We start from the raw sequence: 25430 nt of genomic DNA, 5'->3' as shown, positions 1-25430 counted from the left end.
TAATTATAAACTTTTGACCAATTCCATCATTCTAAGCAATTCAGCGACACTCCATGCTTGAGAAATAGCTCCTTTGGGACGGTGAGGAGGATCCCCGTCATATATTTCAGCAACTGTTCCTACACCGTATTGTGTAATCACGTCATCAAATCCTTTTAAGATTTTCTTAAGGAAGTTTTTTGAAGATTTTCCATGCAGCTTGATGTAACCTTCCATAAAGTGGCCTAATGGCCAAACCCAAACGGTTCCGTTATGATATGCTTGATCTCTACTGATCTGATCTCCAAAATAATATCCTTTGTATGCAGGGTCTTCTGGGGTTAGTGTTCTTAATCCACGAGTAGTCAATAACGTGGATTTAGCAGTTTCTAAAATCTGGTCATTTTGACTTTCACTAAGCATCGTATAGGGTAGCGATGTAGCGAAAACCATATTTGGGCGAATAGCCCAATCTTTAAACTCACCATTAATATAGTCAGCTAAATATCCTTTTTCCTCATCCCAAAACTCTTTTTCAAAACTTTCATTGACTTTTGCTGCCAATTCGATCGCTGATTCATCTCCGCTTAGCTCATGGTAGAAGCATAATGCATTGTACCAAAGGGCTTGAATCTCAACTGGGCAGCCAGTTCTAGGGGTTACTGGGCCATCAGGTGTGACCGCATCCATCCAAGTAAGTGCTAGGCCATCATTTCCGCCATAGATCAATCCATTGTCAAGCATGTGGATGTTGAAATCTGTTCCAGCCTTATATCCTTCAATGATTCCTTTGAGTTTGTCTAGATATCTCGACTTGACTGTTTGGATATCTCCTGTAAATTGGATGTATTGCTGAAGTGACCAAAAGAACCAAAGTGGAGCATCGATAGAATTCATATTGGTAAAGGTTCCGCTTCCGACATTTGGGAAAAGTGGTCCCGTAAGGTCCTTGGCCATGGTATCCATGATCTCCAGGAAAGTATCTTTGTCCCCCATAGGAAGAGTAAGTCCAGGAGCAGCTATGAAAGTGTCTCTTCCCCACCAGCCAAACCATGGGTAGCCGGCGATAATTCTTGTATCACCGTTTCTCCTTCGGATAAATTGAGAAGCAGAATTCTTCAAACAGTTTTCAAAATTGCTTCTTGGGATTCGTCGTGCGATTTCTTTGGCAAATGCTCTCTCTCTAGTTTTTGGATCCGCATCTGTTAACCCAGCAGAGAAGATTACTGATTCTCCTTTTTTGATATCGAATTCAAAATACCCCGGTACAAAAAGGTCTTCTTGGTATTCATAGCCTCTTTCTCTTTCGATGATATATTCGATGTTGTTATACCAATTCGGATCGGAGACAAAAGTGTTTTCTTTTGAAAGCTGAAGATATAGTGGATCGTAAACGGGGTAAAGCTGAAACTTTGCGCCATTTGGAATCAGTTCAAACTCCTTGTTAATATCTGTGTTTTCCTTACAAAGAGTGTGGTATCCTCTAAAAGCTAAGAATGGAGAGATACGGATCTTTGTAGGAGAGTGGGCTTCCAATAAAGTGTATCTGATCATCACCCGATCCCGATTGGTGTCAAGGATTAATTCCTTTTGCAAAAGGACACCACCGACACGATAAGTTAATTTTGGGATGGGTTCAGAATCGTAATCTTCCAAATACTTGTGTCCTCGGGGAGAGTAATTTCCGGGGAATTTACTTATTCCAAGATTGAATTTGGATCCGTGCTGGATAACCGTCTCGTGAACAGTTGATAAAAATACGTGGTTTTGTGAATCAATCTGAGGCTGAGGGGCTACCAGTAGTCCGTGGTACTTTCTGGTATTACAACCGATAATTGTAGTGCTGGTGTACGTTCCAGAGCGATTTGTCCGAATTGTTTCTCTGTCTAGAGAGTAATTCAGATTAATCAATTGTGTTTTATCGAAATGGATATAACTCATAGGGCCTAATTTGTAGCCCATTAAAATAGAATTTTGTATCCATACTTAAAACCAAATACTAAAAAATAAAGGTTATGTTTCCATAACCTTTATCTGAACTCCTTAATATTTAGGAATTAAGACTCTCTTTTTGCATCTCTTCAAAATTTCTAAGAGATTCTTCAAATTTTACCATGTAGTTTTTAACCACGTGCATATCCACTGGTTGTACTACAGGGAATTTTGGCGATGATTTGAATAAAGTAAACATCTCAAGTTGGTTTAGTTTGACCTAGAATTGTCAAATGTTGTGCCAATGGCGCCCCGTATAAAGCAAAAACCCCTCGTTTCGGAGGGGTTTTGGGTGAAAGACCGGGTTCGAACCGGCGACCTCTGGTGCCACAAACCAGCGCTCTAACCAGCTGAGCTACAATCACCATTTTAATTCTATTGAGAACTCGTTTCTCAATCGGTTGGCAAAGGTAAATAGTTTGATTTATTCGAGCAAGAGCTGGGCGTTTATTTTGTGATAAAATTTAATCTTTCTCCTTTTTTGCTCTCATCAAACTGTCCATTTTCAAATACCAAATGTCCAGAAACGATCGTATGGCTTACTTTGGATTGAAAAGTATGTCCTTCGAAAGGTGACCAACCACATTTTGCTAATATGTTTTCTTTGCTGACAGTCCAAGGATCGTTTAGGTCAACCAAAACCAAGTCAGCATGATATCCTTCACGGATATAGCCACGCTCTTCGATCCTGAATAACTTGGCGACATTGTGACTCATTTTCTCGACAATCTTCTCTAGGCTGATTTTTCCTTGATGATAAAAATCCAACATGGCTACCAAGCTGTGCTGAATTAACGGTCCGCCAGAAGGAGCTTTAGTATAGACTTGATCCTTTTCTTCCAATGTATGCGGCGCATGGTCTGTCGCAATCACATCGATTTTATCAGAAAGTACTCCGTTGAAGATTCCATCTCTATCCTTTTCAGTTTTCACAGCAGGGTTCCATTTGATCAACGTTCCCTTTGTGTCATAATCTTTTTCAGAGAACCACATGTGGTGGATGCAAGCTTCTGCAGTCACATTTTTTTCCTCCAAAGGAATGGTATTATCGAATAGTTCTAGCTCTTTGGCGGTACTGATGTGGAGGATATGCAAGCGAGTTCCATATTTCTTTGCCATGGCAACTGCTCGGCTCGAAGCATCATAGCATGCCTCCTCAGATCTGATCTTTGGATGATATTTGACAGGAATGTCATCTCCATAGATTTCTTTGAAAGACTCCAGATTTGCCTTAATGATATTGTCATTCTCAGAGTGAATGGCAATCAGCATCTTGCATTCTTTGAAAATCCCTTCCAAAACTTCCAAGTTATCAACCAGCATATTTCCTGTCGATGAACCTTGGAATACCTTGATCCCGCAGACATTTTTTGGATCTACTTTAAGGATTTCTTCCAGATTGTTGTTGGTCGCTCCAAAGAAGAAGGAATAATTGGCTAAAGAAACCTCCTTTGCTCTTGCGTATTTTTCTTCTAAAAGCGGGATAGTCACTGCCTGAGGAACTGTATTTGGCATTTCCATAAAGGAAGTTGTACCGCCAGCCACACCAGCTTTTGCTTCAGTGTAGATTTCACCTTTGTGAGTTAGTCCAGGCTCTCTGAAATGTACTTGATCATCGATCACTCCAGGGAGTAGGTGTTTTCCCTCAGCCTTGATTGTTTTGTCAGCAGCTGTTCCTGCTAGATTTTCTCCAATTTTGGCAATCCTTCCATCCTCTACTAAAACATCTCCACGAAAGATCCGCCCCTCATTGACTATATTTGCACCGGTGATCAGAATACTTTTCATCATTTCTCTTAAAATTTCTCCAAAAATAAGGAATCATGACCAATGAGGCAGTAGGATTTGAGGCTTTTAAACTCAATAAGCAATTACTAAATGCTATTGAGGAGGCTGGCTATACTAGTCCGACAGTAATTCAGGAAAAAGCAATTCCATTGGCTTTGGCCGGTCATGATGTGCTTGGTATCGCTCAGACAGGGACTGGAAAGACTGCAGCTTATGTTCTTCCATTGCTGATGAAGACCAAATATGCTCAAGGTAAACTTCCAAGAGCTTTGGTTTTGGCGCCAACCCGAGAGCTGGTGATGCAGATCGAAAAGGTTTGTAGCGATTTAGGGAAATATACAGACTTGAGAGTAGTTTGTCTTTACGGAGGAATCGGCCCCAAGACTCAGATCGAACAAATCGAAGAGGGAGTAGATATCATTATTTCCACTCCAGGTCGATTTATGGATCTCTATAAAAAAGGAGTGATCCTGACAAAGGAGCTAAAGACAATGGTTTTGGATGAGGCTGACAAAATGATGGATATGGGTTTTATGCCTCAGATCCGTGCGATTTTGGAAGTGATACCTGTGAAAAGACAAAACTTATTGTTCTCAGCAACCTTTGCTCCTCGAGTAGAAGGATTGGCTGCGGAATTCTTGGAATTCCCTGAACGAGTTGAGGTGACTCCATCTGCTACTACGGCAGAAACCATTGCTCAGATCAAATATTTTGTACCCAATATTCGCACGAAACTGAATTTGTTGGAACATTTGCTTCTGTTGGAAGATGTGACCAGGGCAATCATTTTTACCAGAAGTAGAAAGAATGCAGAGGAGGTTTACCAATTTTTGTCCAGAACTAAGTTTGGAGAAGTCCGTGTGATTCATGCCAACAAAGGACAAAACACCCGAATCAATTCCATGGATGATTTCAAGGCAGGGGATGTCCGGCTTTTGGTCGCAACGGATGTAGCTTCAAGGGGCTTGGACGTATCCTTGGTTTCTCATGTAATTAATTTTGATGTGCCATTGATTTATGAAGATTATGTGCATAGAATCGGGAGAACTGGCCGAGCTGAAAATGAAGGGAAGGCGGTCACTTTTATCAATCCAGCGGAAGCTTGGCATTTTGAAAAGATTGAATCTTTGATCAGAATGGATGTGCCTGAGATGCAAATTCCTCAGCCAGTGTTTATCACTGAAACTCCTTTTGCTGAAAAGCAGATCTATGCAAGAGAATTGGATAAGCTGAAGCAAAAAGAAAATCCGGATTATAAGGGTGCCTTCCATGAGAAAAAAAGTAAGCCCAAAAAGAACATAGGGAAAGGTGAAAAGGTCAAAGCGAAAAAATCAGGAAGTAAAAAGAACCGGAATCAGCTAAAAACGAAGAATCAGAAGAAGTAATAAGAAAGGCTAGCTCAATTAAATGGGCTAGCCTTTTTTGATGATTTGTCTTCCAGTATCCAAGTGTCTTCTATTCAAGCAAAAGACAGCTTGTTGAAAGTTTTAATCCACAGAATTATCTGTCAGTTCTAGTATTTGTCCCGTCAACGCGAGTTCTGTTTTCTCTGTTTGCCAAGTCCCAAGAAGTATGGAAGATCAGCTGAGCTCTTTTCGTCATCAAAGGGAATTCGATTTTATCTACCGTATCAGTTACTTGGTGGTAATCGTCATGTACGCCGTTGAAGAAGAAGATCACAGGAATGTTGAATTTTGCGAAGTTGTAATGGTCAGATCTATAGTAGAATCTGTTTGGATCATCTTCAGCATCATATCTGTAATCCAAGATCAAATCAGTGTAGGTGATGTTGTTGTACTCATTGATTTTTTTCAAATCAGTGGATAGCATCTCAGAACCGATCACATAAACGTAATCTTTGTTTTCAGCATCTTGATATTCGTAATCGATACGACCAACCATGTCAATGTTGATGTTGTTTACTGTATTTGCGATTGGGAAGATTGGATTTTCAGAATAATACTGAGATCCCAAAAGCCCTTTTTCTTCTCCAGTTACATTCAAGAAAAGGATAGATCTTCTTGGTCTGATTCCATCTTTAGCAGCAGTTGCGAAAGCTTGAGCGATTTCCATCACAGAAACAGTTCCAGAACCATCATCATCAGCTCCGTTGAATACTTCGCCAGTAGAGCTAACACCCACGTGATCATAGTGAGAAGAGATAACCAATACTTCGTCCTTCTTGTCAGTTCCTTCCAAGAATCCCATCACGTTGTATGCCTCAACTGGAGTTTTAGACTTTTCTACTTGGTAGCTAGCTTTCTGAGATTTGATAGACTCAGGATTAGATTTAGCAGCTTCTTTCAAGTCTTCCACAGAAGAACCGAAAAGCTCACCCATTTTGTCAGAACTTACCATGAAGATAGGTCTTTGATCAGTTGGCTTGTCAAAACCGATTCTACCTTTTCCTGCCAAAGATTTATACCTGTTGGCAATACGGTCAAAATTCGCCTGACCTTCCATGGTTACGATTACGATACCAGCAGCTCCAGCATCCATCACGGTATTGATCAAGTTGTTGCTTCTTTCTCCTACAGCCCAGATACCAACAAGTTTGTCTTTCACGTCAACTTTCGCCAAGTTTTCGTCAGATACAAGTCCCAAGAAAACTAGATCAGTTTTGGTACTTTTTTTCATGTCTCCATCACCGATGAATACATAGTCTTCGTTTGAAACCAATTTGTTCTTTCCAATCTTCAAATTGACTTCTTCAAACTTGGTGCTAACCAATGGTACGGCTTGGAAATAACCTCCATCAACAGGGCCAGTGAATCCAAGTTCTTTGTAGAAATCTGCCAAATAGTTGGCGGCGATCAATCCTTCAGGTGATCCAGTGTCTCTTCCTCTCATCTCATCAGAAGCAAGGAAAGTCAAATACTCCTCCAAATCTCCCGCAGTAATCGTATTAGCATACTTTACCTGCACCGGGTTTTGAGCAAATGAACCTAAGGAAAGGCTCAAAGCAAGTGCTCCCGTCAAAGCAAAACGTTTTTTCATAGCTATTTTTTTGAATTAGGCCCCTAAGCTATACAAAATTTTAACCTTGGCATATGTCGATTACAAGAAAGGAAAAAGGAAGGGCTGAATTTCTACTGGTTAAGAGAAGATTATCTTTTAATTAATCGTACCTTTGCCGCCAGAAAGACAAAGGCTTTCTAACCCAAATATTCTATACAGCTTCCATACTAATCAATATGAAGATTAACCTTTCAAATGCTGTCAAGTTTGAGAGCAGACACAATGGCCCTACCGAGGCAGAGATCGCTGAGATGTTGGAGAAAATCGGGGCAACTTCCCTTGAGGAACTAATCAACCAAACTGTACCTGAATCTATCCAGTCCGAACGTCCACTTGATTTGCCTAAGGCTAAGTTGGAGTCTGAGTTTTTGGCTGATTTCAAAAAATTGGCTTCCAAAAACAAAGTATTCAAATCCTTCATCGGAATGGGGTATTACGATACTATCGTTCCTGGCGTGATTTTGAGAAATGTATTGGAGAATCCAGGATGGTACACTGCCTATACTCCATATCAAGCCGAGATCGCCCAAGGGAGATTGGAAGCTCTGATCAACTTCCAGACTGTAGTGATGGAATTGACAGGAATGGAATTGGCGAATGCATCTCTTTTGGATGAAGGAACTGCAGCAGCTGAGGCAATGACTATGCTTCATGCCGTAAAACCGAGAGTGAAAAAGACCGCCAATAAATTCTTTGTAGACGAAAAGACATTTGCACAAACAAAGGCTGTCTTGGAAACCAGAGCCGAGCCAGTTGGTATTGATTTGGTTTTTGGATCTATCGATGATTTAGATTTGACAGATCCTACCTTGTATGGGGTGATGTTCCAATACCCAGATGCAGATGGTGCAGTAAGAGATTATTCTTCTATTGTTGCTGCTGCTAAAGAAAACAATGTGATGACAGCTTTTGCGTCTGATCTGTTGGCTTTAACCTTGTTGACTCCTCCAGGTGAAATGGGAGCAGATGTGGTAATTGGTTCTTCACAAAGATTTGGCGTTCCAATGGGATATGGTGGGCCTCACGCAGGATTTTTTGCTACCAAAGAAGATTATAAAAGACAAATCCCCGGCCGTATCATCGGTGTATCTGTAGATAAGGCAGGCAACAAGGCCTATAGAATGGCGCTTCAAACACGTGAACAGCACATCAAGCGTGAAAAAGCAACTTCTAACATCTGTACTGCGCAAGTACTTTTGAGTGTGATGGCCAGTTTCTATGCTGTTTATCATGGTCCTCAGGGATTGAAAAATATCGCTTTGAGAACTCACGGTTTGGCTAAATTGACTGCCCAAGCTTTGGCGAAAGTAGGTTTGGAAATCGGTTCTCAAACGTTCTTCGATACCATCCAGGTCAAGATGAATGAAGTGGCAATGGAGCGTGTAAGAGGATTGGCATTGGGTTCCAAAATGAACTTCAGATATGAAGAAGGCTCTGTATTCATCTCGTTTGATGAAACCAAGACTTTGGAAGATGTGAAGAAGATTGTTTCCATCTTCGCTACAGAGGAAGGAAAGCATACTTTGAATCTTGACGAATTGGTTGAAACTCTAGAATTGGAGCTTCCAGAAGGCTTGGCAAGAACTTCAGATTATTTGACTCATCCAGTATTTAATAGCTATCATGCGGAGCATGAAATGCTTCGTTATATCAAGAGATTGGAAAACAAAGATCTTTCATTGGTTCATTCCATGATTTCTTTGGGTTCTTGTACCATGAAGCTGAACGCTACAGCAGAAATGATTCCTGTGACTTGGCCAGAATTCGGTCAGATCCACCCATTTGCTCCAATGGATCAAGCGTTGGGGTACCAGGAGTTGTTTACCAACTTGAGAACTTGGTTGACAGAAATCACAGGGTTTGCTGATACTTCTTTACAGCCAAACTCCGGCGCTCAAGGTGAATATGCTGGATTGATGGTAATCCGTGCTTTCCACCAAAACAATGGTGAAGGACATAGAAATGTTGCTTTGATTCCTACTTCTGCTCACGGAACCAACCCAGCATCTGCAGTGATGGCAGGTATGAAGGTGGTTTTGGTGAAATGTGATGAAAAAGGAAATATCGATATCGAAGATTTGAGAGAAAAAGCTCAGGCTCATTCTCAGGATCTTTCTTGTCTGATGGTAACTTACCCATCTACTCACGGTGTATTTGAAGTGGGTATTCAAGAAATCTGTCAAATCATCCATGACAATGGAGGACAGGTTTACATGGATGGAGCAAACATGAATGCTCAGGTTGGTTTGACCTCTCCGGGAAGAATCGGAGCTGACGTTTGTCACTTGAACTTGCACAAAACTTTCTGTATTCCTCACGGTGGAGGTGGACCAGGTATGGGACCTATTTGCGTTGCAGCACATTTGGCACCATTCCTTCCAGGTAACCCAATTGTGAAAACAGGCGGAACCAAAGCAGTTTCTTCTGTCTCTGCTGCTCCTTACGGAAGTGCGAGTATCCTTCCTATTTCTTATGCTTATATCGCGATGATGGGTGGTGATGGTCTGACCAACGCTACCAAAATGGCGATTTTGAATGCTAATTACATTAAAGAAAGATTGGAGGGACACTATCCAATTCTATATACAGGAACTAAAGGAAGAGCTGCTCACGAAATGATCGTGGACTGCAGAGGCTTCAAGGAAGCTGGAGTGGAAGTTGAAGACATTGCGAAGCGATTGATGGACTATGGTTTCCATGCTCCTACAGTTTCTTTCCCTGTCGCTGGTACTTTAATGATCGAGCCAACTGAATCTGAGACTAAGGCGGAATTGGATAAATTCTGTGATGCTTTGGTTTCAATCAGAGCTGAGATCAAAGAAATCGAAGAAGGCAAGGCTGACAAGGAAAACAATGTCTTGAAAAACGCTCCTCACACTTCTCAGATGGTATTGGTAGGTGAGTGGGATCTTCCTTACTCAAGAGAGAAAGCAGTTTATCCTTTGGAATATGTGAAAGAGAACAAGTTCTGGCCTTCTGTTCGTAGAATTGATTCTGCATTCGGTGACAGAAACTTGATGTGTAGCTGTATTCCAGTTGATGCTTACGCTAGCGAAGAAGAAATGGCTTAATGCCAATCAACAATAAATGAAAAGCCGTGAGATTAGTTTCTCACGGCTTTTTTTATTCCCAAATCCCAAATTGGGAAAAGTGATGTTTGAAATGTTTTTGATGGAAAGTATCCCATTCACTTTTTGTCAAAGTGCTGAAGCGTGGATGAACTGTTTTGAAATCCGGAGTCTCTGCGGATATTTGTTGGTATTCCGCCAATGCCTCATTCAACTTTTGCTTGGCGGTTTCTAAATCGGGGAATCGTAATTCCATCAATTTTCCAGTATCCTTTGGGTATTTGACTCCTTTAGGAAATTCCAATTCGGTATAGAGTAGGTCCTGCTTCAATTTAGCGTCCCCTTCTCCCACAGTGAATTCGGGTAATTTAATTCTTCCGGAACTGATTTTTAATGTGATGGTCAAATGCTCCACCATATGTTGGGGAGTCATAATTCCAAACTTTGGGGCAGTATCCTCCTTCAGCTTTTTGAGTCTGAAATCAATTAGAGAGCTGGTCATGGTATTTGGGTTTAGTTTTTATTTACTGCCAACATAATTAAAAAAAGCATCTGAGATTCCCAGATGCTTTTTCCAATTTTTACGAACTCTAAAATATTTTTAGCTACCGCACATTTCGCAATCATCAGGATTGTCCAATGAGCATTGTACAGCTTCTTGTTTATGAGCTTTTACAGCATCAACTTGAATGTTTTCTTCTTTTTGGTCTACCAAAGCAGATTTGTCCAAAGTAAACTTGATCGCTGAAGCAGCAGCCTGAGATCTCAAGTAATACATACCAGTTTTCAAACCTTTCTTCCAAGCGTAGAAGTGCATGGAAGTCAATTTGCCGAAGTTAGGATCCTGCAAGAATACGTTCATACTTTGAGACTGACAGATATATGCTCCTCTGTCTGCTGCCATATCGATGACCACTTTCTGAGAGATTTCCCAAACAGTTTTGTAGATATCCTTGATGTTTTGAGGGATTCCCGGTACATCCTGAACAGATCCGTTAGTTGAGATCAATCTGTTTCTCATGGTATCATTCCACAAGCCCAATTTGATCAGGTCTTTCATCAGGTGCTTGTTCACCACGATGAATTCCCCAGAAAGAGTTCTACGAGTATAGATGTTTGAAGTGTAAGGTTCGAAACATTCGTTGTTACCCAAAATCTGAGAGGTAGAAGCAGTTGGCATTGGAGCTACTAGCAAAGAGTTTCTCAAACCATACTTTTTCACCTGATCTTTAACTTCAGTCCAGTTCCATCTGCCTGACTTAGGAGAGACTCCCCACATATCAAACTGAAGTTCGCCTTTAGAAGCTGGAGATCCTTCGTAGGTTTCGTAAGTTCCTTGAACTTTCGCCAATTCCATAGAAGTTTCAACTGCTGCAAAGTAGATGGTTTCGAAGATGTCTTCATTCAAGCCTTTAGCTTCAGGAGAATCGAAAGGCATTCTCAACATGATGAAGGTATCAGCCAACCCTTGTATTCCCAAACCAATCGGTCTGTGACGGAAGTTGGATCTTTTTGCTTCCTCTACTGGATAGTAGTTGACATCGATTACTTTGTTCAAGTTACGAGTGGCAACCTTAGTGATTTCATAAAGTTTCTGATGGTCGAAATAAGTCTTGCCATCAGGCGCTGTTTTCACAAATTTTGGAAGAGCCAAAGAAGCCAAATTACAAACAGCTACCTCATCAGGAGAAGTGTATTCGATGATCTCTGTACACAAGTTGGATGACTTGATAGTACCCAAATTCTTCTGGTTGGATTTGCCATTTGCAGCATCCTTGTAAAGCATGTAAGGAGTACCTGTTTCGATTTGAGATTCCAATACTTCAAACCAAAGTTCCTGAGCTTTGACGGTTTCTCTTGCCAAACCTTCACGCTCGTACTTTTCGTAAAGTCTTTCGAATTCTTCTCCGTAGCAATCAGAAAGTCCAGGAGCTTCATTCGGGCAGAATAGAGACCAATTTTCATTTTGCTCAACACGCTTCATGAACAAATCCGGAATCCAAAGAGCGTAGAACAAATCTCTTGCTCTCATTTCTTCTTTTCCGTGGTTTCTCTTTAGTTCCAAGAAGTCTTTGATATCTGCATGCCAAGGCTCCAAGTAGATCGCAAAAGAACCTTTTCTTTTACCTCCACCTTGATCGACATATCTCGCAGTCATGTCAAAGTTTCTCAACATCGGTACGATACCATTGGAAACTCCATTGGTTCCTTTGATATAAGATCCTTTAGCTCTCACATGGTGGATAGAAAGCCCAATACCACCAGCAGATTGAGAAATCTTAGCACATTGCTTCAAGGTGTCATAAATCCCGTCGATACTATCATCCTTCATGGTCAAAAGGAAGCATGAGGAAAGCTGTGGCTTAGGAGTACCAGCATTGAATAGGGTAGGAGTAGCATGCGTAAACCACTTTTCAGAAAGTAGGTTGTACGTCTCGATAGCTGCTTCGATATCCTCTTTATGAATCCCGATAGAAACACGCATCAACATGTGTTGAGGTCTTTCTACCACTTTACCATCCAAACGGATTAGGTAGGATCTCTCTAATGTTTTATATCCGAAGTAATCGTATCCAAAATCCCTCTTGTAATCAACCGTAGCATCTAGCTTCGCTGCATTTCTTTTGATGATTCCATAAACCTCTGGGTCAATCAATGCTGCATTCTCACCTGTGATTGGATTGACGTAGGTGTACAGTCTCTTCATCGTATTGGAGAAGGACTGGCTAGTAGTCTTATGAAGATTTGAAATTGCGATTCTTGCCGCCAAGATTGCGTAGTCCGGGTGTTTCACTGTCAATGAAGCACAAACTTCTGCAGCCAAGTTGTCCAACTCAGAAGTGGTCACACCATCGTACAAACCGTCAATTACCTTCTTCGCTACTTCAATTGGTTGGATGAATTTGGGATCCAATTCATAGCAAAGGTTTTCGATTCGAGTGGTGATTTTGTCAAAGCGAACCGATTCGCGTCTTCCGTCTCTTTTTATTACTAACATATGTAGGTGAGGTTATAAGGTTGGTAAAAAGGGATTTAATTAAAAGTCCTCTCCAAGGGAGAAGCGTGAGGATTCAGTAGCATCTGTAGATTTCATAACTCCTGCTTTCTGATAATCGCCTACTCTTTTCTCAAAGAAGTTGGTTTTACCTTGCAAGGAGATCATGTCCATGAAGTCAAATGGGTTCGTGCTGTTCCAAACTTTTTCACAGTCTAGCTCCATCAACAATCTATCAGCAACAAACTCAATGTATTGACACATCAAGTCAGAATTCATTCCGATAAGTCTTACAGGAAGAGCGTCCGTTACAAATTCTTTTTCGATCTCAACTGCGTCCATGATGATCTCACGAACAGTTTCTTTCGGAAGTGGATTGTTTACGTGCTTGGTATACAAGTGGCAAGCAAAGTCACAATGCAAGCCTTCGTCACGAGAAATCAACTCATTGGAGAAAGTAAGTCCTGGCATCAAACCACGCTTTTTCAACCAGAAAATAGAACAGAAAGAACCAGAGAAGAAGATTCCTTCCACAGCTGCGAAAGCGATCAATCTTTCTTGGAAGTTTCCATTGTCAATCCAACGAAGAGCCCATTCCGCTTTTTTCTTCACACAATCAATGTGCTCGATCGCATGCAGGAGTTTATCACGTTCTACTGCATCTTTGATATAGGTGTCAATCAAAAGGCTATATGTCTCGGAGTGGATATTTTCCATCGCGATCTGGAAGCCATAGAAGAATTTAGCCTCAGTATATTGTACTTCAGAGACGAAGTGCTCAGCCAAATTTTCGTTAACAATACCATCACTCGCTGCAAAGAATGCCAGTACGTGAGAGATAAAGTGACGCTCTCCATCGTTTAGGTTTTTCCAATCTCTCATGTCTTGTCCTAAATCGATTTCCTCTGCAGTCCAAAAACTCGCCTCAGCCTTCTTATAAAATTGCCAAATGTCGTTGTGCTGAATTGGGAATAAAACGAAGCGATCCTTGTTCTCTTGTAATATCGGTTCTTCTTGCATCGTACTCTGTTGGTTTTATTTGGTAACGGTTTAATTCTTTTAATTTCAGTCGGATAGCATCTTGCAAATGCTTGTCTGGGATAGAAAAGGCTGCCTTTTCAGAACAGCCTTTGAACAAATATGTGAACCAAAATCCAGAAATAAAACCCTTGAATAGCTACTTAAGGGTATTTTTTGAACTTTGGTCAAATGTTATTTAAGTATCAGTAAATTAATTAATTATGACAATTCAAGTAAAGCTTAAGATTAGCTGAAATGGCCATTTTGGGCGGTGTAAACTTTTTTCAACTTTTTTGAAAAAAATATTTTTAACCCAATTCAAGCTATTTTTTGAACCCTGGTCAATTTTTGAATTATGGTTTTATACTTAATAAATGATTGAAAATCAGGTTTAAATTGAGATTTTATATAAAACCTTAAATCAATTTTTGGTGATTATTAAATAATTAATTTAGGGTTTGATCGCTAATTTCTACATCGCCTTTTCTCCTCCGGGATGCATTCAGATTCTTCCTGATTTAGATGCAAATCTGAGGATAAAATAGGATAAGATGGCTCTTGAAAATGTGCAATAAAAGGTGTATTGAGGTCTAACAACCTGAAAAAGTCACGGTTAAGGAGTGAATAATTTTTTGGGGCTGTTTTTTTGTTCAAATACTCTTCCTTATATTTGCACTCCGATTTCGACAAAGAATCATTAATAAACGACATGTACGCAATTGTAAACATCGCTGGTAAGCAGTTCAAAGTAACAAAAGATCAGTTTGTCTATGCTCCTAAGCTAGACGCAGAAACTGGCGCTTCCGTGGAATTTGACCAAGTACTGTTGGCAGAAGCTGACGGGAATGTGTCTGTTGGTGCTCCTGTTATCGCGGGCGCTAAGGTATCTGGCAAGGTGCTAGATCACGTAAAAGGTGATAAAGTCATCGTCTTCAAGAAGAAGCGTAGAAAAGGCTACAAGAAGAAGAACGGTCACAGACAAGACTTCACCAAAGTATTGATTGAAAATATTACACTCTAAGTTTTCCTCACAGAAAACCATAAACGTATAAAACCATGGCACACAAAAAAGGTGTAGGTAGTTCCAAAAACGGTAGAGAGTCACATTCCAAAAGATTGGGTGTGAAGAAATTTGGTGGCGAAGCAGTTATCGCCGGTAACATCATCGTAAGACAAAGAGGTACAAAGCATCATCCAGGTAACAACGTGGGTGTTGGAAAAGACCACACTTTGTTTGCTTTGACTGATGGTAAAGTTGCCTTCAGAAAGAAAGCAGATGGCAAATCTTACGTTAGCGTTCTTCCTGCTGAGGCATAAGACCTACGAAAATTATTTGAATGAAGCCCTGTCGAAAGACGGGGCTTTTTTTATGCCTTATTCTCAATTGATTGATTTGAAAATTTTGTAAGCGGCATAAATGGCTACATCTAATTTTTTTATCTTCAGGCAACCACCAAATTAAATCCTTATGAAGAATAAATACTCATTGGGCTTGTTGGGGTTGCTGGTTTGTTTTTTATTTCAAACCACTCCCTCAGAAGCTCAAAATGTAGCCAATCCTGATGTTTACAAGGCATTGGAATGGAGATCAATAGGCCCCTTTCGAGGCGGCCGGGCTGATGCAGTAACTGGAGTTGCTGGTTCAGACCATACTTATTATTTCGGCTCTACCGGCGGTGGAGTTTGGAAGACAGTCGATTCGGGAATCACTTGGAAGCCTGTTTCGGATGGCTACTTCGGAGGTTCCATTGGGTCCGTTGCAGTTTCCCAAAGTGATACCAGTGTAGTTTATGCCGGAGGCGGAGAATATACAGTAAGAGGGAATGTCTCTTATGGCTATGGCATCTGGAAAAGTAAAGATGCAGGTAAAACCTGGGAAAGAGCTGGACTAGACAAAAGCCGATTTGTTGCAAGATTGAAAATTCACCCAACCAACCCTGATATTGTTTATGCAGCGGTACTTGGAGATATTTTCAAGCCAAGTGATGAAAGAGGAGTGTACAAAACGACAGATGGCGGAGCGACTTGGGAAAAGGTTCTTTACGAATCAGAAATCGCAGGGGCCATTGATTTAGTCTTTGATCCTAAAGACCCAGAGACCTTGTATGCCTCAACTTGGGAGCTGAAAAGAACTCCTTATTCCTTAGAAAGTGGAGGTCCTGGTTCCAAAATGTTCAAATCGACAGATGGAGGAAAAACCTGGGAAGATCTAACTAAGAAAGAAGGGTTCCCTGAAGGAGTTTTGGGAATCATGGGAGTTGATGTTTCTCCTGTTAATTCCAATAAGGTTTTTGCAATCATAGAGAATGAGAACGGAGGAGTCTTTGTTTCAGACGATGCAGGTGAAAGCTGGACTAAAACCAATGAGGATAGAAACCTAAGACAAAGAGCTTGGTATTATTCTAGAATTTTTGCTGATCCTCAGGACGAAGAGATTGTTTACGTTTTGAATGTGAGCTACCATAAATCAACCGACGGCGGTAAAACATTCAAGAGTGCAAATGCTCCACATGGGGATCATCATGATCTATGGATTGATCCTAACAACAACCAAAGAATGGTGATTGCTGATGATGGAGGTGCTCAGGTTTCTGAAGACGGAGGGAAGAATTGGTCTACCTATTACAATCAGCCAACAGCCCAGTTTTACAGAGTGATCACGGATGAATCTTTCCCTTATAGAATTTACGGAGCACAGCAGGATAACACCACGCTAAGAATTCGTCATAGAATTGACGGTATGGGCGGGATCTCTGAAAGTGATTGGGAAGTTTCCGCAGGTGGTGAGTCAGGTTGGCTTGCTCCAGATCCGGATGACAATGACATTGTCTATGGAGGTTCTTATGGAGGTCTTTTGATACGTTTCGATCACGACAAAGGTATCTCCAGAAATGTGAATGTTTGGCCTGATAACCCAATGGGGCATGGAGCTGAAGGGATGAAATATAGATTCCAGTGGAATTTCCCAATTTTCTTTTCACCACACAATTCTGACCTGATTTATACGACAAGTAATCAATTTCACAGATCAACGAATGAAGGTCAAAGCTGGGAAGTGTTCTCTCCTGATTTGACTAGAAATGATAAGAGTAAATTAGGTCCATCCGGAGGACCGATCACCAAGGATAATACTTCTGTAGAATACTATGCAACCATCTTTACAGCTGCTGAATCACCAGTTAAGCAGGGTGTCATCTGGGCTGGTTCTGATGATGGGTTGGTGCATGTGACAACTGATAATGGAGTGACTTGGGATAATGTAACTCCTGCAGATATGCCTGAATGGCTTCAAATCAATAGCATAGAGGCAAGTCCTTTTGATGCTGGCGAAATGTATTTTGCTGCTACCGGGTATAAAAGCGGGAACTATGAACCATATCTTTATAAGACAAAGGACTATGGTAAAACCTGGACAAAGATCACTTCAGGTATTGATCCAGAGCATTTTACAAGAGTGATTCGCGTGGATCCAGTGAAGCGAGGAATGCTTTATGCAGGAACTGAAACAGGGATGTATTATTCCAATGATGATGGAGCCAATTGGCATTCATTACAGATGAATCTACCAATAGTTCCAATCACAGATTTGGCAGTGAAAGAAAATAATTTGATTGCTGCTACTCAGGGAAGATCATTTTGGCTCATAGATGATTTGACTGTTTTGCATCAAGCAGAACCAGGTGATGAAAACGATGCACTACACTTATATAAACCTCAGGATTCTTACAGAATTGATGGTGTGAGTAGAAAGTCAAATACTGAAGGAGCCAATAGAGCTGGTGGTGTTTTGGTTTATTATTTCTTGAAAGAGGATCCAAAAGATGAATTGAAGATTGAATTCTTGGACAACAGAAATAATGTCCTAAGAACTTTCTCCACCAAAGGCTACATGGGAGATACTTTGAAAGTGAAAGCAGGAAGTAATAAGTTCAATTGGAATCTGAGAGTAGAAGATGCTGAAGATTTTGAAGGTCTAATTATGTGGTCTGGAAGTTTGAGAGGTCCGGCAGTAGTTCCGGGAGATTACAAAGTAAAAATGACTTTGGATGGCAGCTCTCAAGTTCAAGATTTCAAAGTCTTGGCGGACCCTAGATATGAAACTTCCCAGGCAGATTTGGAAAAGCAATTCGAGTTCTTGATGAAGGTGAATCGAAAGCTGACAGAGACTCATCAAACGATCAAGTTGATTCGTCAATACAGAGAAGCTTTGGATAGTTTGGAGACAAAGCCTGCAAATCTGGAGCAGATCAAAGCTGAGATGAAGAGCATAGAAGAGGAGCTTTATCAAACCAAGAACAGCAGCCGTCAGGATCCTTTGAATTTCCCAATTAGATTGAACAATAAGCTAGCCCATCTGAACAATGTGGTAGGTTATGGAGACTATCCTCCAACTGATCAATCCGAAGAAGTTAGAGGTGAAATTACTGAGCTGATTGATGTTCAGCTGGCTAAGTTCAAGAAGCTGGAACAAGAGCAAATCTCGAAGGTTCTCAATATAGATGAAATGCGAACGAAAATAGATGTCAAAAAATAAATGAAAAAAGCCTCTCAATTTTGAGAGGCTTTTCTTTTAAAATAATTTCCAGTCCTTGATTTGATCTATAAAATTGAGCGCACTACTTGGAGATAGAATCAGGATGAAAATGATTCCAAATAAGGCACCATATAAATGAGCATCATGGTTAATACCATCATTGTCTTGTCTTCCTTTGGTGTAAGAGTAGATCAAGAATAATGCTCCAAGAATAAATCCGGGAAGGCACAAGATTCCAAATAGACAGATATCAGCCAAAGGCAAAATGATGATGCTTGCAAAGACTGTAGCGGCAGTTCCTCCTGAAGCTCCCAAGGCTCTGTAATAGGAGTTGTCTTGATTTTTTAAATAGGTAGGGATATCTGCTATGATGATCCCAAGTATGTAGAATAGTACAAATACTATCCCACCAACCATCGCTCCAAATTTATACATCAAGAATTGCTCAACGACTCTACCGAAAAAGTAGAAAGTGAACATGTTGAACAGCAAATGGATGTAATCTTTGTGAATGAACCCAGATAAAACAAACCGGTCCCATTGTTTGCGGTTTTTGATTTTATAAGGAATAAACATCCATCGCTCAATAAAGCTTAGGTTGTTGAATCCATAAAAACTACTGATCACAGTAAGTATGATCAGAATGACGGTAATCGAAAGGCTCATGCTTATTTTTCTCTATGAATCAGGTCTTCTGTCAATTGACGGATTTCCTCGTAAAAAGCTGCGTTTTTGTAATGAATTGATTCCAACTGCTCAAAACCCTGATTGAAAAAATCATTCATCTTATTCTCTGCGAGTTTTTTGATTCCCAACTTTTCATAAATACCTTTTACGGCATTCACTTTTTCTTCTTTGTCAAAATCTTCTTGAGCAATCCAATAATCAAGTTTCTTTTTATCCTCACCTTCAGCAAGTTCCAAGGCTTTGATTAGTAGGTAGGTTTTTTTATTTGAAATGATATCTCCACCTACTTGTTTGCCGAATTTGGCTTGGTCAGCATATACATCCAGCAAATCGTCTTTCAATTGAAAGCCTACTCCTACGTTGACTCCAAAATCATAAATCTTTTGAGCATCTTCCTCAATGGCATCAGCAAGGATAGCCCCCATTTGTAAAGCGTAACCTAACAATACAGCAGTTTTCAGACGAATCATGGTTAGGTACTCTTCCTCATGAACTTCATCTCTTGTTTCGAAATTCATATCCATCTGTTGTCCCTCACATACGCCTGCAGCGGTTTCATTGAAAAGGCGTATGACTGTTGGAAGTAATGCTGGCTCCGTAGGCAATAGATAATCATATGCTCTTACCAGCATTACGTCCCCCGAAAGGATAGCGACATTGCTATTCCATTTTTCATGAACAGTCATTTTTCCTCTTCTCAAAGGAGCATTGTCCATGATGTCATCATGCATCAAAGTGAAATTGTGAAAAATCTCAACAGCAGATGCCTGACTCAATATAGATTCGGGATCATTTTTATACATCCCATAGGCCAGAAGGCTTAACAGGGGCCGGATTCTTTTGCCTTCAAGGCTTAATATATAAGATATCGGCTCGTATAATTCTTGAGGGGTGTCTCCGAATTTTTGACTTCGGATGTAGGTTTCTAGTTTATCTAAAAGCGCGTGGGCGAGGCTTTCTTTCGTCATTACTTGCAAATTCCAAATCGATTGTTCTACGGTCTATATCGGTATTAACTACCCGTACCATCACTTTGTCTCCCAAAGTGATCATTTTTTTTGTTCTCGTCCCAATGAGACGCATGTTTTTCTCGTCAAATTCGTAAAAATCGTCATCCATATCCTGGACTCTGATCATACCTTCACACTTGGTTTCGGTGATTTCTACGAATACCCCCCATTCAGTTACACCAGTGACAATGCCTTCATAATCCTTCTCCTCTGCAAGGGACATAAACTCTACTTGCTTGTATTTGATTGAGGCTCTTTCTGCATCAGCAGCACGTTTTTCTCTTTCCGAAGAATGAACACATTTCACCTCCCAAGGTTCTGCTTCAGGAGATTTTCCTCCATCCAAATAATGCTCCAACAGACGGTGAACCATCATGTCAGGATATCTTCTGATTGGCGATGTAAAGTGAGTATAATGAGGAAAAGCCAATCCAAAGTGACCTTTCGGTTCTGTGGTATATTTTGCCTTCGCCATACTTCTAATAGCCAATTGCTCCAATACATTTTGTTCAGGCTTACCCTGAATTTCATCCATCAACTTATTGAGGGCTGTGGAGATTTTTCTCTCATTTTCCAGATCTACCTGATGTCCAAATCTTTTGGCAAAACCCGAAAATGTCTCAAGTCTTTCCATGTCTGGGGAGTCATGCGTTCTGTACACAAAGGTATCAGTTCCGCTATGCTTTTTGTAAATAAACTCAGCCACATATTTATTGGCCAAAAGCATAAACTCCTCAATCATCTTGTGGATGTCTTTTCGCTCCTTCACCATCAGACCTAAAGGAGTTCCTTTTTCATCCAACTTAAATTTGACCTCAACTGTTTCGAAATTGACAGCTCCATTCGAAAATCTTTTCATCCGGACTTTTTTAGCAAGATCATTTAGCAAAGTCAATTCTTGAAAATAATCTCCAGCTTGATTGTCGATATTTTCTTGGGCTTCCTCATATGCAAACCTTCTGTCGGAATGAATGACTGTTCTGCCGATCCAATGATTGATCACATTGGCATTGGAGTCCATCTCAAATACGCAGGCAAAAGTCAATTTGTCTTCGTTTGGGCGCAAGGAACAAAGCCCGTTACTCAGCCTCTCAGGGAGCATTGGAATTGTTCGATCTACCAAATAAACTGAAGTGGCTCTATCATAAGCTTCTTTTTCAAGGGCCGTTTTTGGCTTGACATAATGGGTCACATCAGCAATATGAACACCAACCTCCAGGTTTCCATTTTCTAATGTTCGATATGAAATGGCATCATCAAAATCCTTCGCATCTACCGGGTCAATTGTAAATGTGGTAACATCTCTGAAATCCTTTCTAGCTTTGATTTCCTTAGCAGTTATTTTCTCAGGAATCGCATTTGCTTCCTCATTTGGCTCTTCAGGATATTCGAATGGTAGTCCAAATTCAGCCATTATGGAGTGGATTTCTACTTCGTGAACTCCGGCTTTTCCTAAGACACGGATAACTTTACCGGTTGGGTTTTTGTCCCCTTCTCTCCACTCGGTTAATTTTACTATGACCTTTTCATTGTGCTCAGCACCTTTGAGATCTCCTCTGTGCACAAAGATGTCCTTGTGCATTTTTTTGAAATCGGGCACGACAAAAGCGAATCGCGGAGAGATTTCCACCCTACCTACAAATTCATCTCTTTCACGCTCAACGATTTCAAGGACTTTTCCTTCGATTCGGCCAGTTTTTCCTTTCAATGGATAAACCATGACGCGAACTCTATCTCCATCCAAAGCTTGTTTGAGATCGGCTTCTTTTACCAAAATGTCTCCACCCGTATGAGCTGGATCTTCAGGTATGACAAAGGCAAATCGAGGATTGACAAAGTCTACCGTGCCGATGATGAAGTCTGGATCTTTGGTGGATGAAAAATAATTTCTCGGACTTTTGGAAACAGCTCCGCTATCTACAAGTTTATACAAAACTGGCTCTACTCCACCTTTGGTGAGTGAGTCACGGATTTCCAGCTTTTTGATAATCTGTTTGGCCGTAAATTCTTGTCCGTAATTTGAGTCTAAAAACTGGAGGAGTCGCTTGGCCAATGAGGCCGAGTCTGCACTATTTCCTCCTTTATGTTTTGGATTATGTTTTCTTGATTTTCTTCCCATGATTTGGGTACTATTAGGTGATTAATAAAAATTTTAGTCCCCCTTTTGTTCTGAATCATCATCTAATTGGATGATTTCAATTTCCTCTAACTCTAGCTGGGGGTTCATCGCTAGGTAGACTCTGGCTGTTACTTCTACGTCTTTGAGACAGTATTTTTTGATTTTTTCGAGGTCATTTTCTAAGTGAAAAGTACTGTTGACCTGACTGCCATCCAAATTGTCTTTTGAAGATGGAATCCCAAAAACAGAAGCAAGTAATTCTAGTCGGGTGTAATGTTTATAATCTCCAAATTTCCAGAGCTCCATGGTATCAAGGTGACGAACTTCCCATGGTTTTTTACCTGAAATCTGAAGCGGTTCTGGGAGCGGAATGCCTTGAATCAACATTCTTCTACAGATGTAAGGAAAATCAAATTCCTTTCCGTTATGGGCACATAAAACCCACTTCTTCTTGTCCAATAAAGAAGAAAACTCCTGAAGAAGTTCCTTTTCGCTCTCATTGGCAAAAACCTTGGAACGGAAAACCAGCTTCTTCTCTTTCTTTTTCCTTTGGTAATAGCCTACTCCAATGCATACTATCTGGCCGAATTCCGCATGAATCCCAGCTCTATCAAAATATAGGGATCCAGGATCAATATGACCTTCTTCGGTTGTTTTGATGAGCCTTTCTTTTTTGACCCATTCATCCTGAAGTCTTGGGTCTAATTCTTCAAAGCTTTCGGTCAAAGACGCTGTTTCAATATCTAAAAACAAGATTGAACCTAATTGCTCCAAAAAATCTGCCATGACTCTACTTAACTATGTAAAACCCCTTCCAACCCCAATTCGGGTATCATCTGTTGCAGCGAGGGGTCAAAACTGCCTGAAGTAAATATAAACTTTTTGTCAAATATCTGGTCAAGGATATAGTAGCTAACCCAAAACTCATTGGTCAAAGCAAAAACTGCAGGATCAATAGGTTCTATTTTGGCAATACTTTGAGCACCCAATTCCTGAATCATATGTCGTAGCGTGGATGTTTTACGCATTTCACCATCCAGTTCTCCATATCCTTTGGAAGTAATCATCACTGTATTGAGCTCAATCAAATTCAAATTGATGATGTAAACTCCCCATTCTGTCCCGTTTTTAGTTTCTTCTTTGGCGATCGCCAATTTTACTCCAGTCACAGGAGAGAAATCTATATCTTTTTTCATGCTTCAATCAATTCCATTTCAAAAAGGTCCGCTAAGTGCTTTTTGACCTTTTCTTTGACTTCGTTCAAGTCGATTTTTTTACCCAATTCTTTTTCTAAAGATGTTACTGCCTTATCATCTATTCCGCAAGGGATGATGTTCCCAAAGTAAGAAAGATCAGCATTCACGTTGAAAGCAAATCCATGCATTGTTACCCATCTGGAGGACTTGACGCCCATGGCGCAGATTTTTCGAGGGTTTTTCTGATCTACATGATCCAGCCAAACGCCAGTTAATCCATCGATTCTTCCAGCTTCAATTCCGTAATCAGCAAGAGTCAAAATGATTGCCTCTTCAAGGAACCGAAGGTACTTGTGAATGTCTGTGAAGAAATTATCCAAATCCAATAGAGGATAGCCTACCAGTTGACCGGGGCCATGGTACGTGATATCTCCGCCCCGATTGATTTTGTAATAAGTGGCGTGATGATCTTCCAACCCTTTCTCATCCAAAAGCAAGTTTTCCTCTTTCCCACTTTTACCTAGAGTATAAACATGGGGATGTTCTACAAATAGCAGGTAGTTTGGAGTCGGAGTTTGTTCCTCTGCTGGAAGGTTTCGGTTTTGGATTTTTAAAGCAATTGTTTTTGCGAAAAGTTCTTCTTGATAATCCCAGGCGTCTTGGTAGTCCATTTTACCCAAGTCTCGGAATTCCACCTTTTTATTAATAATTTCGTTCATCTGCTTTTTTGGGATGGGTACTTTTTAACCCACATCTGGCTGATTTCGTTCTACGATTTTTCAAAATTAAACAATATTCGGATGGCTGAGCATAATGATTTGGGGAATAGGGCTGAAATGCTTGCCTCTCAGTGGTTGCAGAGCAAAGGATATGTGCTTTTGGCGCAAAATTACCGCTACAAGCATGCTGAAATAGACTTGATCATGGAATACAAAGGACTTCTCATTTTCGTAGAAGTCAAGTATCGATCAGGTACAGGTTTTGGTTATGCGGAGGAATTTGTCGATTTCTCTAAAAAGAAACTTTTGGTCAAAGCTGCTGATGCCTACATCCATGAGATTGATTGGCATAAAGATATTCGCTTTGATATAGTCGGCGTGTATAAAGACAAGCACGGAAATATCAACTTTCGTCAATTTGAAGACGCTTTTTATTAGAGCCTAATTCGTGGCTCGATCACTTCGATAAACCAGATTCCCGTCTTTATCCCATTCTGCTCGAATAAAAGGTTTGAAATCATCGTCGTACGGGTTTTCAGGATATTGAATTTCTCGCTTTCGAATTGCACGGGCATTATTGGTGTCCCAATATTCCGTCCAAAGGCCAACTTTCTCACCGTATTGGAATTCGCCTGTTACAGCGACTTGACGGTCTTCATAGAAATAAAAATAATTGCCTTCAGCCAATCCATATTGGACTGGTGTAATTTCTTCGATGGTATTTGTGGATCGATTGTAATAAGAAATCCTTGATTCTCTGGGCCAGCCTTCCTGGAAATGGTTTTTGTCCTGCAATACATTTTGGGAATCAAAAAGCATCCAGGTCTTATGCTTTGTCCCATAATAATACATCCCACTTTCTACAACCACATCATTGACACGTCTTTCATAAGGCCCGTGAAGTAAGTAGCCTGTTCCCAAAACATAGCCTTCATCTTTGATCGCTCTGTCTTTTGGGTCAAACCAATACACATCTCTGATATATGGATCGGGTCTTCTTTCTACATCTGTATAGTTAAAATACTCATAGATATCCTGACCTCGAAGATTACTTCTGGTGAATGCTCTTTGGGTTTTTATTCCAAACCAAATATTTTTTCTAGCCTTTTTCTTCTTTTCTTTTTTCTCCTCTTTCTCTGCTTGATCATCGAAAAGCAGCAAGGGCATAGTCGTAGGAAGTAGGGATGAATCAACTACTCCTGAGGAATCCGGATCGGTTTTTTTCTCCTCCGTTTGGGCTTTTGCAAGCTTTAGGGAAAAAAGAGAAATCAGAAGAATGAAATAAAAACGCCTCATATACTCAAA

At 40.5% G+C, this 25430-nt stretch carries 19 protein-coding genes and 1 tRNA gene; 6 read left to right on the top strand and 14 right to left on the bottom strand.

The genetic code is table 11. The annotated features are described in order from the left end of the window. Positions 1 to 3 precede the first annotated feature (3 nt). The 3 genes from BUF13_RS06350 to BUF13_RS06340 all read right to left on the bottom strand — a co-directional run bounded on the left by BUF13_RS06350 (position 4) and on the right by BUF13_RS06340 (position 3759). Entirely contained in the window at positions 4 to 1920 is a 1917-nt protein-coding gene (locus BUF13_RS06350; protein WP_073571694.1) for an amylo-alpha-1,6-glucosidase, read from the bottom strand. A gap of 341 nt (positions 1921 to 2261) precedes the next feature. Beyond that, positions 2262 to 2337 (bottom strand) — tRNA-His (locus BUF13_RS06345). Positions 2338 to 2418: 81 nt separating this feature from the next. Beyond that, the gene (locus tag BUF13_RS06340; RefSeq protein WP_073570946.1) at positions 2419 to 3759 is read right to left on the bottom strand and encodes a dihydroorotase; all 1341 of its coding nucleotides are present in this window, start codon (positions 3757 to 3759) and stop codon (positions 2419 to 2421) included. A 35-nt stretch (positions 3760 to 3794) separates the two neighbouring features. Here BUF13_RS06340 and BUF13_RS06335 point away from each other — a divergent pair, with 35 nt between their 5' ends. After that, positions 3795 to 5144 (top strand): DEAD/DEAH box helicase, encoded by a 1350-nt coding sequence (locus BUF13_RS06335; RefSeq protein WP_073570945.1) that lies wholly within the window; start codon positions 3795 to 3797, stop codon positions 5142 to 5144. A gap of 115 nt (positions 5145 to 5259) precedes the next feature. Here the strand turns inward: BUF13_RS06335 and BUF13_RS06330 are convergent, their stop codons facing one another. Continuing rightward, positions 5260 to 6756 (bottom strand): M28 family metallopeptidase, encoded by a 1497-nt coding sequence (locus BUF13_RS06330; RefSeq protein WP_073570944.1) that lies wholly within the window; start codon positions 6754 to 6756, stop codon positions 5260 to 5262. A 197-nt stretch (positions 6757 to 6953) separates the two neighbouring features. Here BUF13_RS06330 and gcvP point away from each other — a divergent pair, with 197 nt between their 5' ends. Further along, the gene (gene gcvP, locus BUF13_RS06325; RefSeq protein WP_073570943.1) at positions 6954 to 9848 is read left to right on the top strand and encodes an aminomethyl-transferring glycine dehydrogenase; all 2895 of its coding nucleotides are present in this window, start codon (positions 6954 to 6956) and stop codon (positions 9846 to 9848) included. A 52-nt stretch (positions 9849 to 9900) separates the two neighbouring features. Here gcvP and BUF13_RS06320 read toward each other — a convergent pair whose 3' ends face one another. From BUF13_RS06320 to BUF13_RS06310, 3 genes are all read right to left on the bottom strand, one after another. Then, positions 9901 to 10347: a DinB family protein gene (locus BUF13_RS06320; RefSeq protein ID WP_073570942.1), complete on the bottom strand. Its 447-nt coding sequence runs from the start codon at positions 10345 to 10347 to the stop codon at positions 9901 to 9903. A gap of 99 nt (positions 10348 to 10446) precedes the next feature. Next, entirely contained in the window at positions 10447 to 12843 is a 2397-nt protein-coding gene (locus BUF13_RS06315) for a ribonucleoside-diphosphate reductase subunit alpha (RefSeq protein WP_073570941.1), read from the bottom strand. A gap of 39 nt (positions 12844 to 12882) precedes the next feature. Next, the gene (locus BUF13_RS06310) at positions 12883 to 13860 is read right to left on the bottom strand and encodes a ribonucleoside-diphosphate reductase small subunit (protein ID WP_073570940.1); all 978 of its coding nucleotides are present in this window, start codon (positions 13858 to 13860) and stop codon (positions 12883 to 12885) included. A gap of 709 nt (positions 13861 to 14569) precedes the next feature. On the opposite strand from BUF13_RS06310, the gene rplU reads away from it, so the two are divergent. From rplU to BUF13_RS06290, 3 genes are all read left to right on the top strand, one after another. Beyond that, positions 14570 to 14881, top strand: coding sequence for a 50S ribosomal protein L21 (rplU, locus tag BUF13_RS06300; protein ID WP_073570938.1), 312 nt, complete (start codon positions 14570 to 14572; stop codon positions 14879 to 14881). A gap of 35 nt (positions 14882 to 14916) precedes the next feature. Further along, positions 14917 to 15177: a 50S ribosomal protein L27 gene (gene rpmA, locus BUF13_RS06295; protein WP_073570937.1), complete on the top strand. Its 261-nt coding sequence runs from the start codon at positions 14917 to 14919 to the stop codon at positions 15175 to 15177. A 151-nt stretch (positions 15178 to 15328) separates the two neighbouring features. After that, complete coding sequence (locus BUF13_RS06290; protein WP_073570936.1) at positions 15329 to 18394, top strand: VPS10 domain-containing protein; 3066 nt, start codon at positions 15329 to 15331, stop codon at positions 18392 to 18394. Positions 18395 to 18430: 36 nt separating this feature from the next. On the opposite strand, the gene BUF13_RS06285 is transcribed toward BUF13_RS06290, so the two are convergent. The 6 genes from BUF13_RS06285 to lipB are packed head-to-tail and all read right to left on the bottom strand — an operon-like array spanning position 18431 to position 24125. Further along, positions 18431 to 19060 carry a rhomboid family intramembrane serine protease gene (locus tag BUF13_RS06285; RefSeq protein ID WP_073570935.1) on the bottom strand — a complete coding sequence of 210 codons (630 nt, stop codon included), beginning with the start codon at positions 19058 to 19060 and terminating at the stop codon, positions 18431 to 18433. A 2-nt stretch (positions 19061 to 19062) separates the two neighbouring features. Further along, positions 19063 to 20049 carry a polyprenyl synthetase family protein gene (locus tag BUF13_RS06280; RefSeq protein WP_073570934.1) on the bottom strand — a complete coding sequence of 329 codons (987 nt, stop codon included), beginning with the start codon at positions 20047 to 20049 and terminating at the stop codon, positions 19063 to 19065. Then, positions 20012 to 22210, bottom strand: a complete 2199-nt coding sequence (gene rnr / locus BUF13_RS06275; protein WP_073570933.1) for a ribonuclease R — start codon at positions 22208 to 22210, stop codon at positions 20012 to 20014. The genes BUF13_RS06280 and rnr overlap by 38 nt, the downstream gene beginning before the upstream one ends. 33 nt (positions 22211 to 22243) lie before the next feature. After that, positions 22244 to 22996, bottom strand: a complete 753-nt coding sequence (locus BUF13_RS06270; RefSeq protein ID WP_073570932.1) for a 3'-5' exonuclease — start codon at positions 22994 to 22996, stop codon at positions 22244 to 22246. Positions 22997 to 23004: 8 nt separating this feature from the next. After that, the gene (locus tag BUF13_RS06265; RefSeq protein ID WP_073570931.1) at positions 23005 to 23406 is read right to left on the bottom strand and encodes a hypothetical protein; all 402 of its coding nucleotides are present in this window, start codon (positions 23404 to 23406) and stop codon (positions 23005 to 23007) included. Beyond that, entirely contained in the window at positions 23403 to 24125 is a 723-nt protein-coding gene (gene lipB / locus BUF13_RS06260) for a lipoyl(octanoyl) transferase LipB (RefSeq protein ID WP_073570930.1), read from the bottom strand. The genes BUF13_RS06265 and lipB overlap by 4 nt, the downstream gene beginning before the upstream one ends. A gap of 81 nt (positions 24126 to 24206) precedes the next feature. Between lipB and BUF13_RS06255 the strand changes: the two genes are divergently transcribed. Further along, on the top strand, positions 24207 to 24563 hold the full coding sequence (locus tag BUF13_RS06255; RefSeq protein ID WP_073570929.1) for a YraN family protein: 357 nt from the start codon (positions 24207 to 24209) through the stop codon (positions 24561 to 24563). A gap of 3 nt (positions 24564 to 24566) precedes the next feature. Here the strand turns inward: BUF13_RS06255 and BUF13_RS06250 are convergent, their stop codons facing one another. After that, positions 24567 to 25421, bottom strand: a complete 855-nt coding sequence (locus tag BUF13_RS06250) for a toxin-antitoxin system YwqK family antitoxin (protein ID WP_073570928.1) — start codon at positions 25419 to 25421, stop codon at positions 24567 to 24569. Between the last annotated feature and the right edge of the window lie 9 nt (positions 25422 to 25430).

The organism is Algoriphagus zhangzhouensis (genome assembly GCF_900148515.1).
Lineage (GTDB): Bacteria > Bacteroidota > Bacteroidia > Cytophagales > Cyclobacteriaceae > Algoriphagus > Algoriphagus zhangzhouensis.
This window is presented reverse-complemented; position numbering and strand designations above follow the sequence as displayed.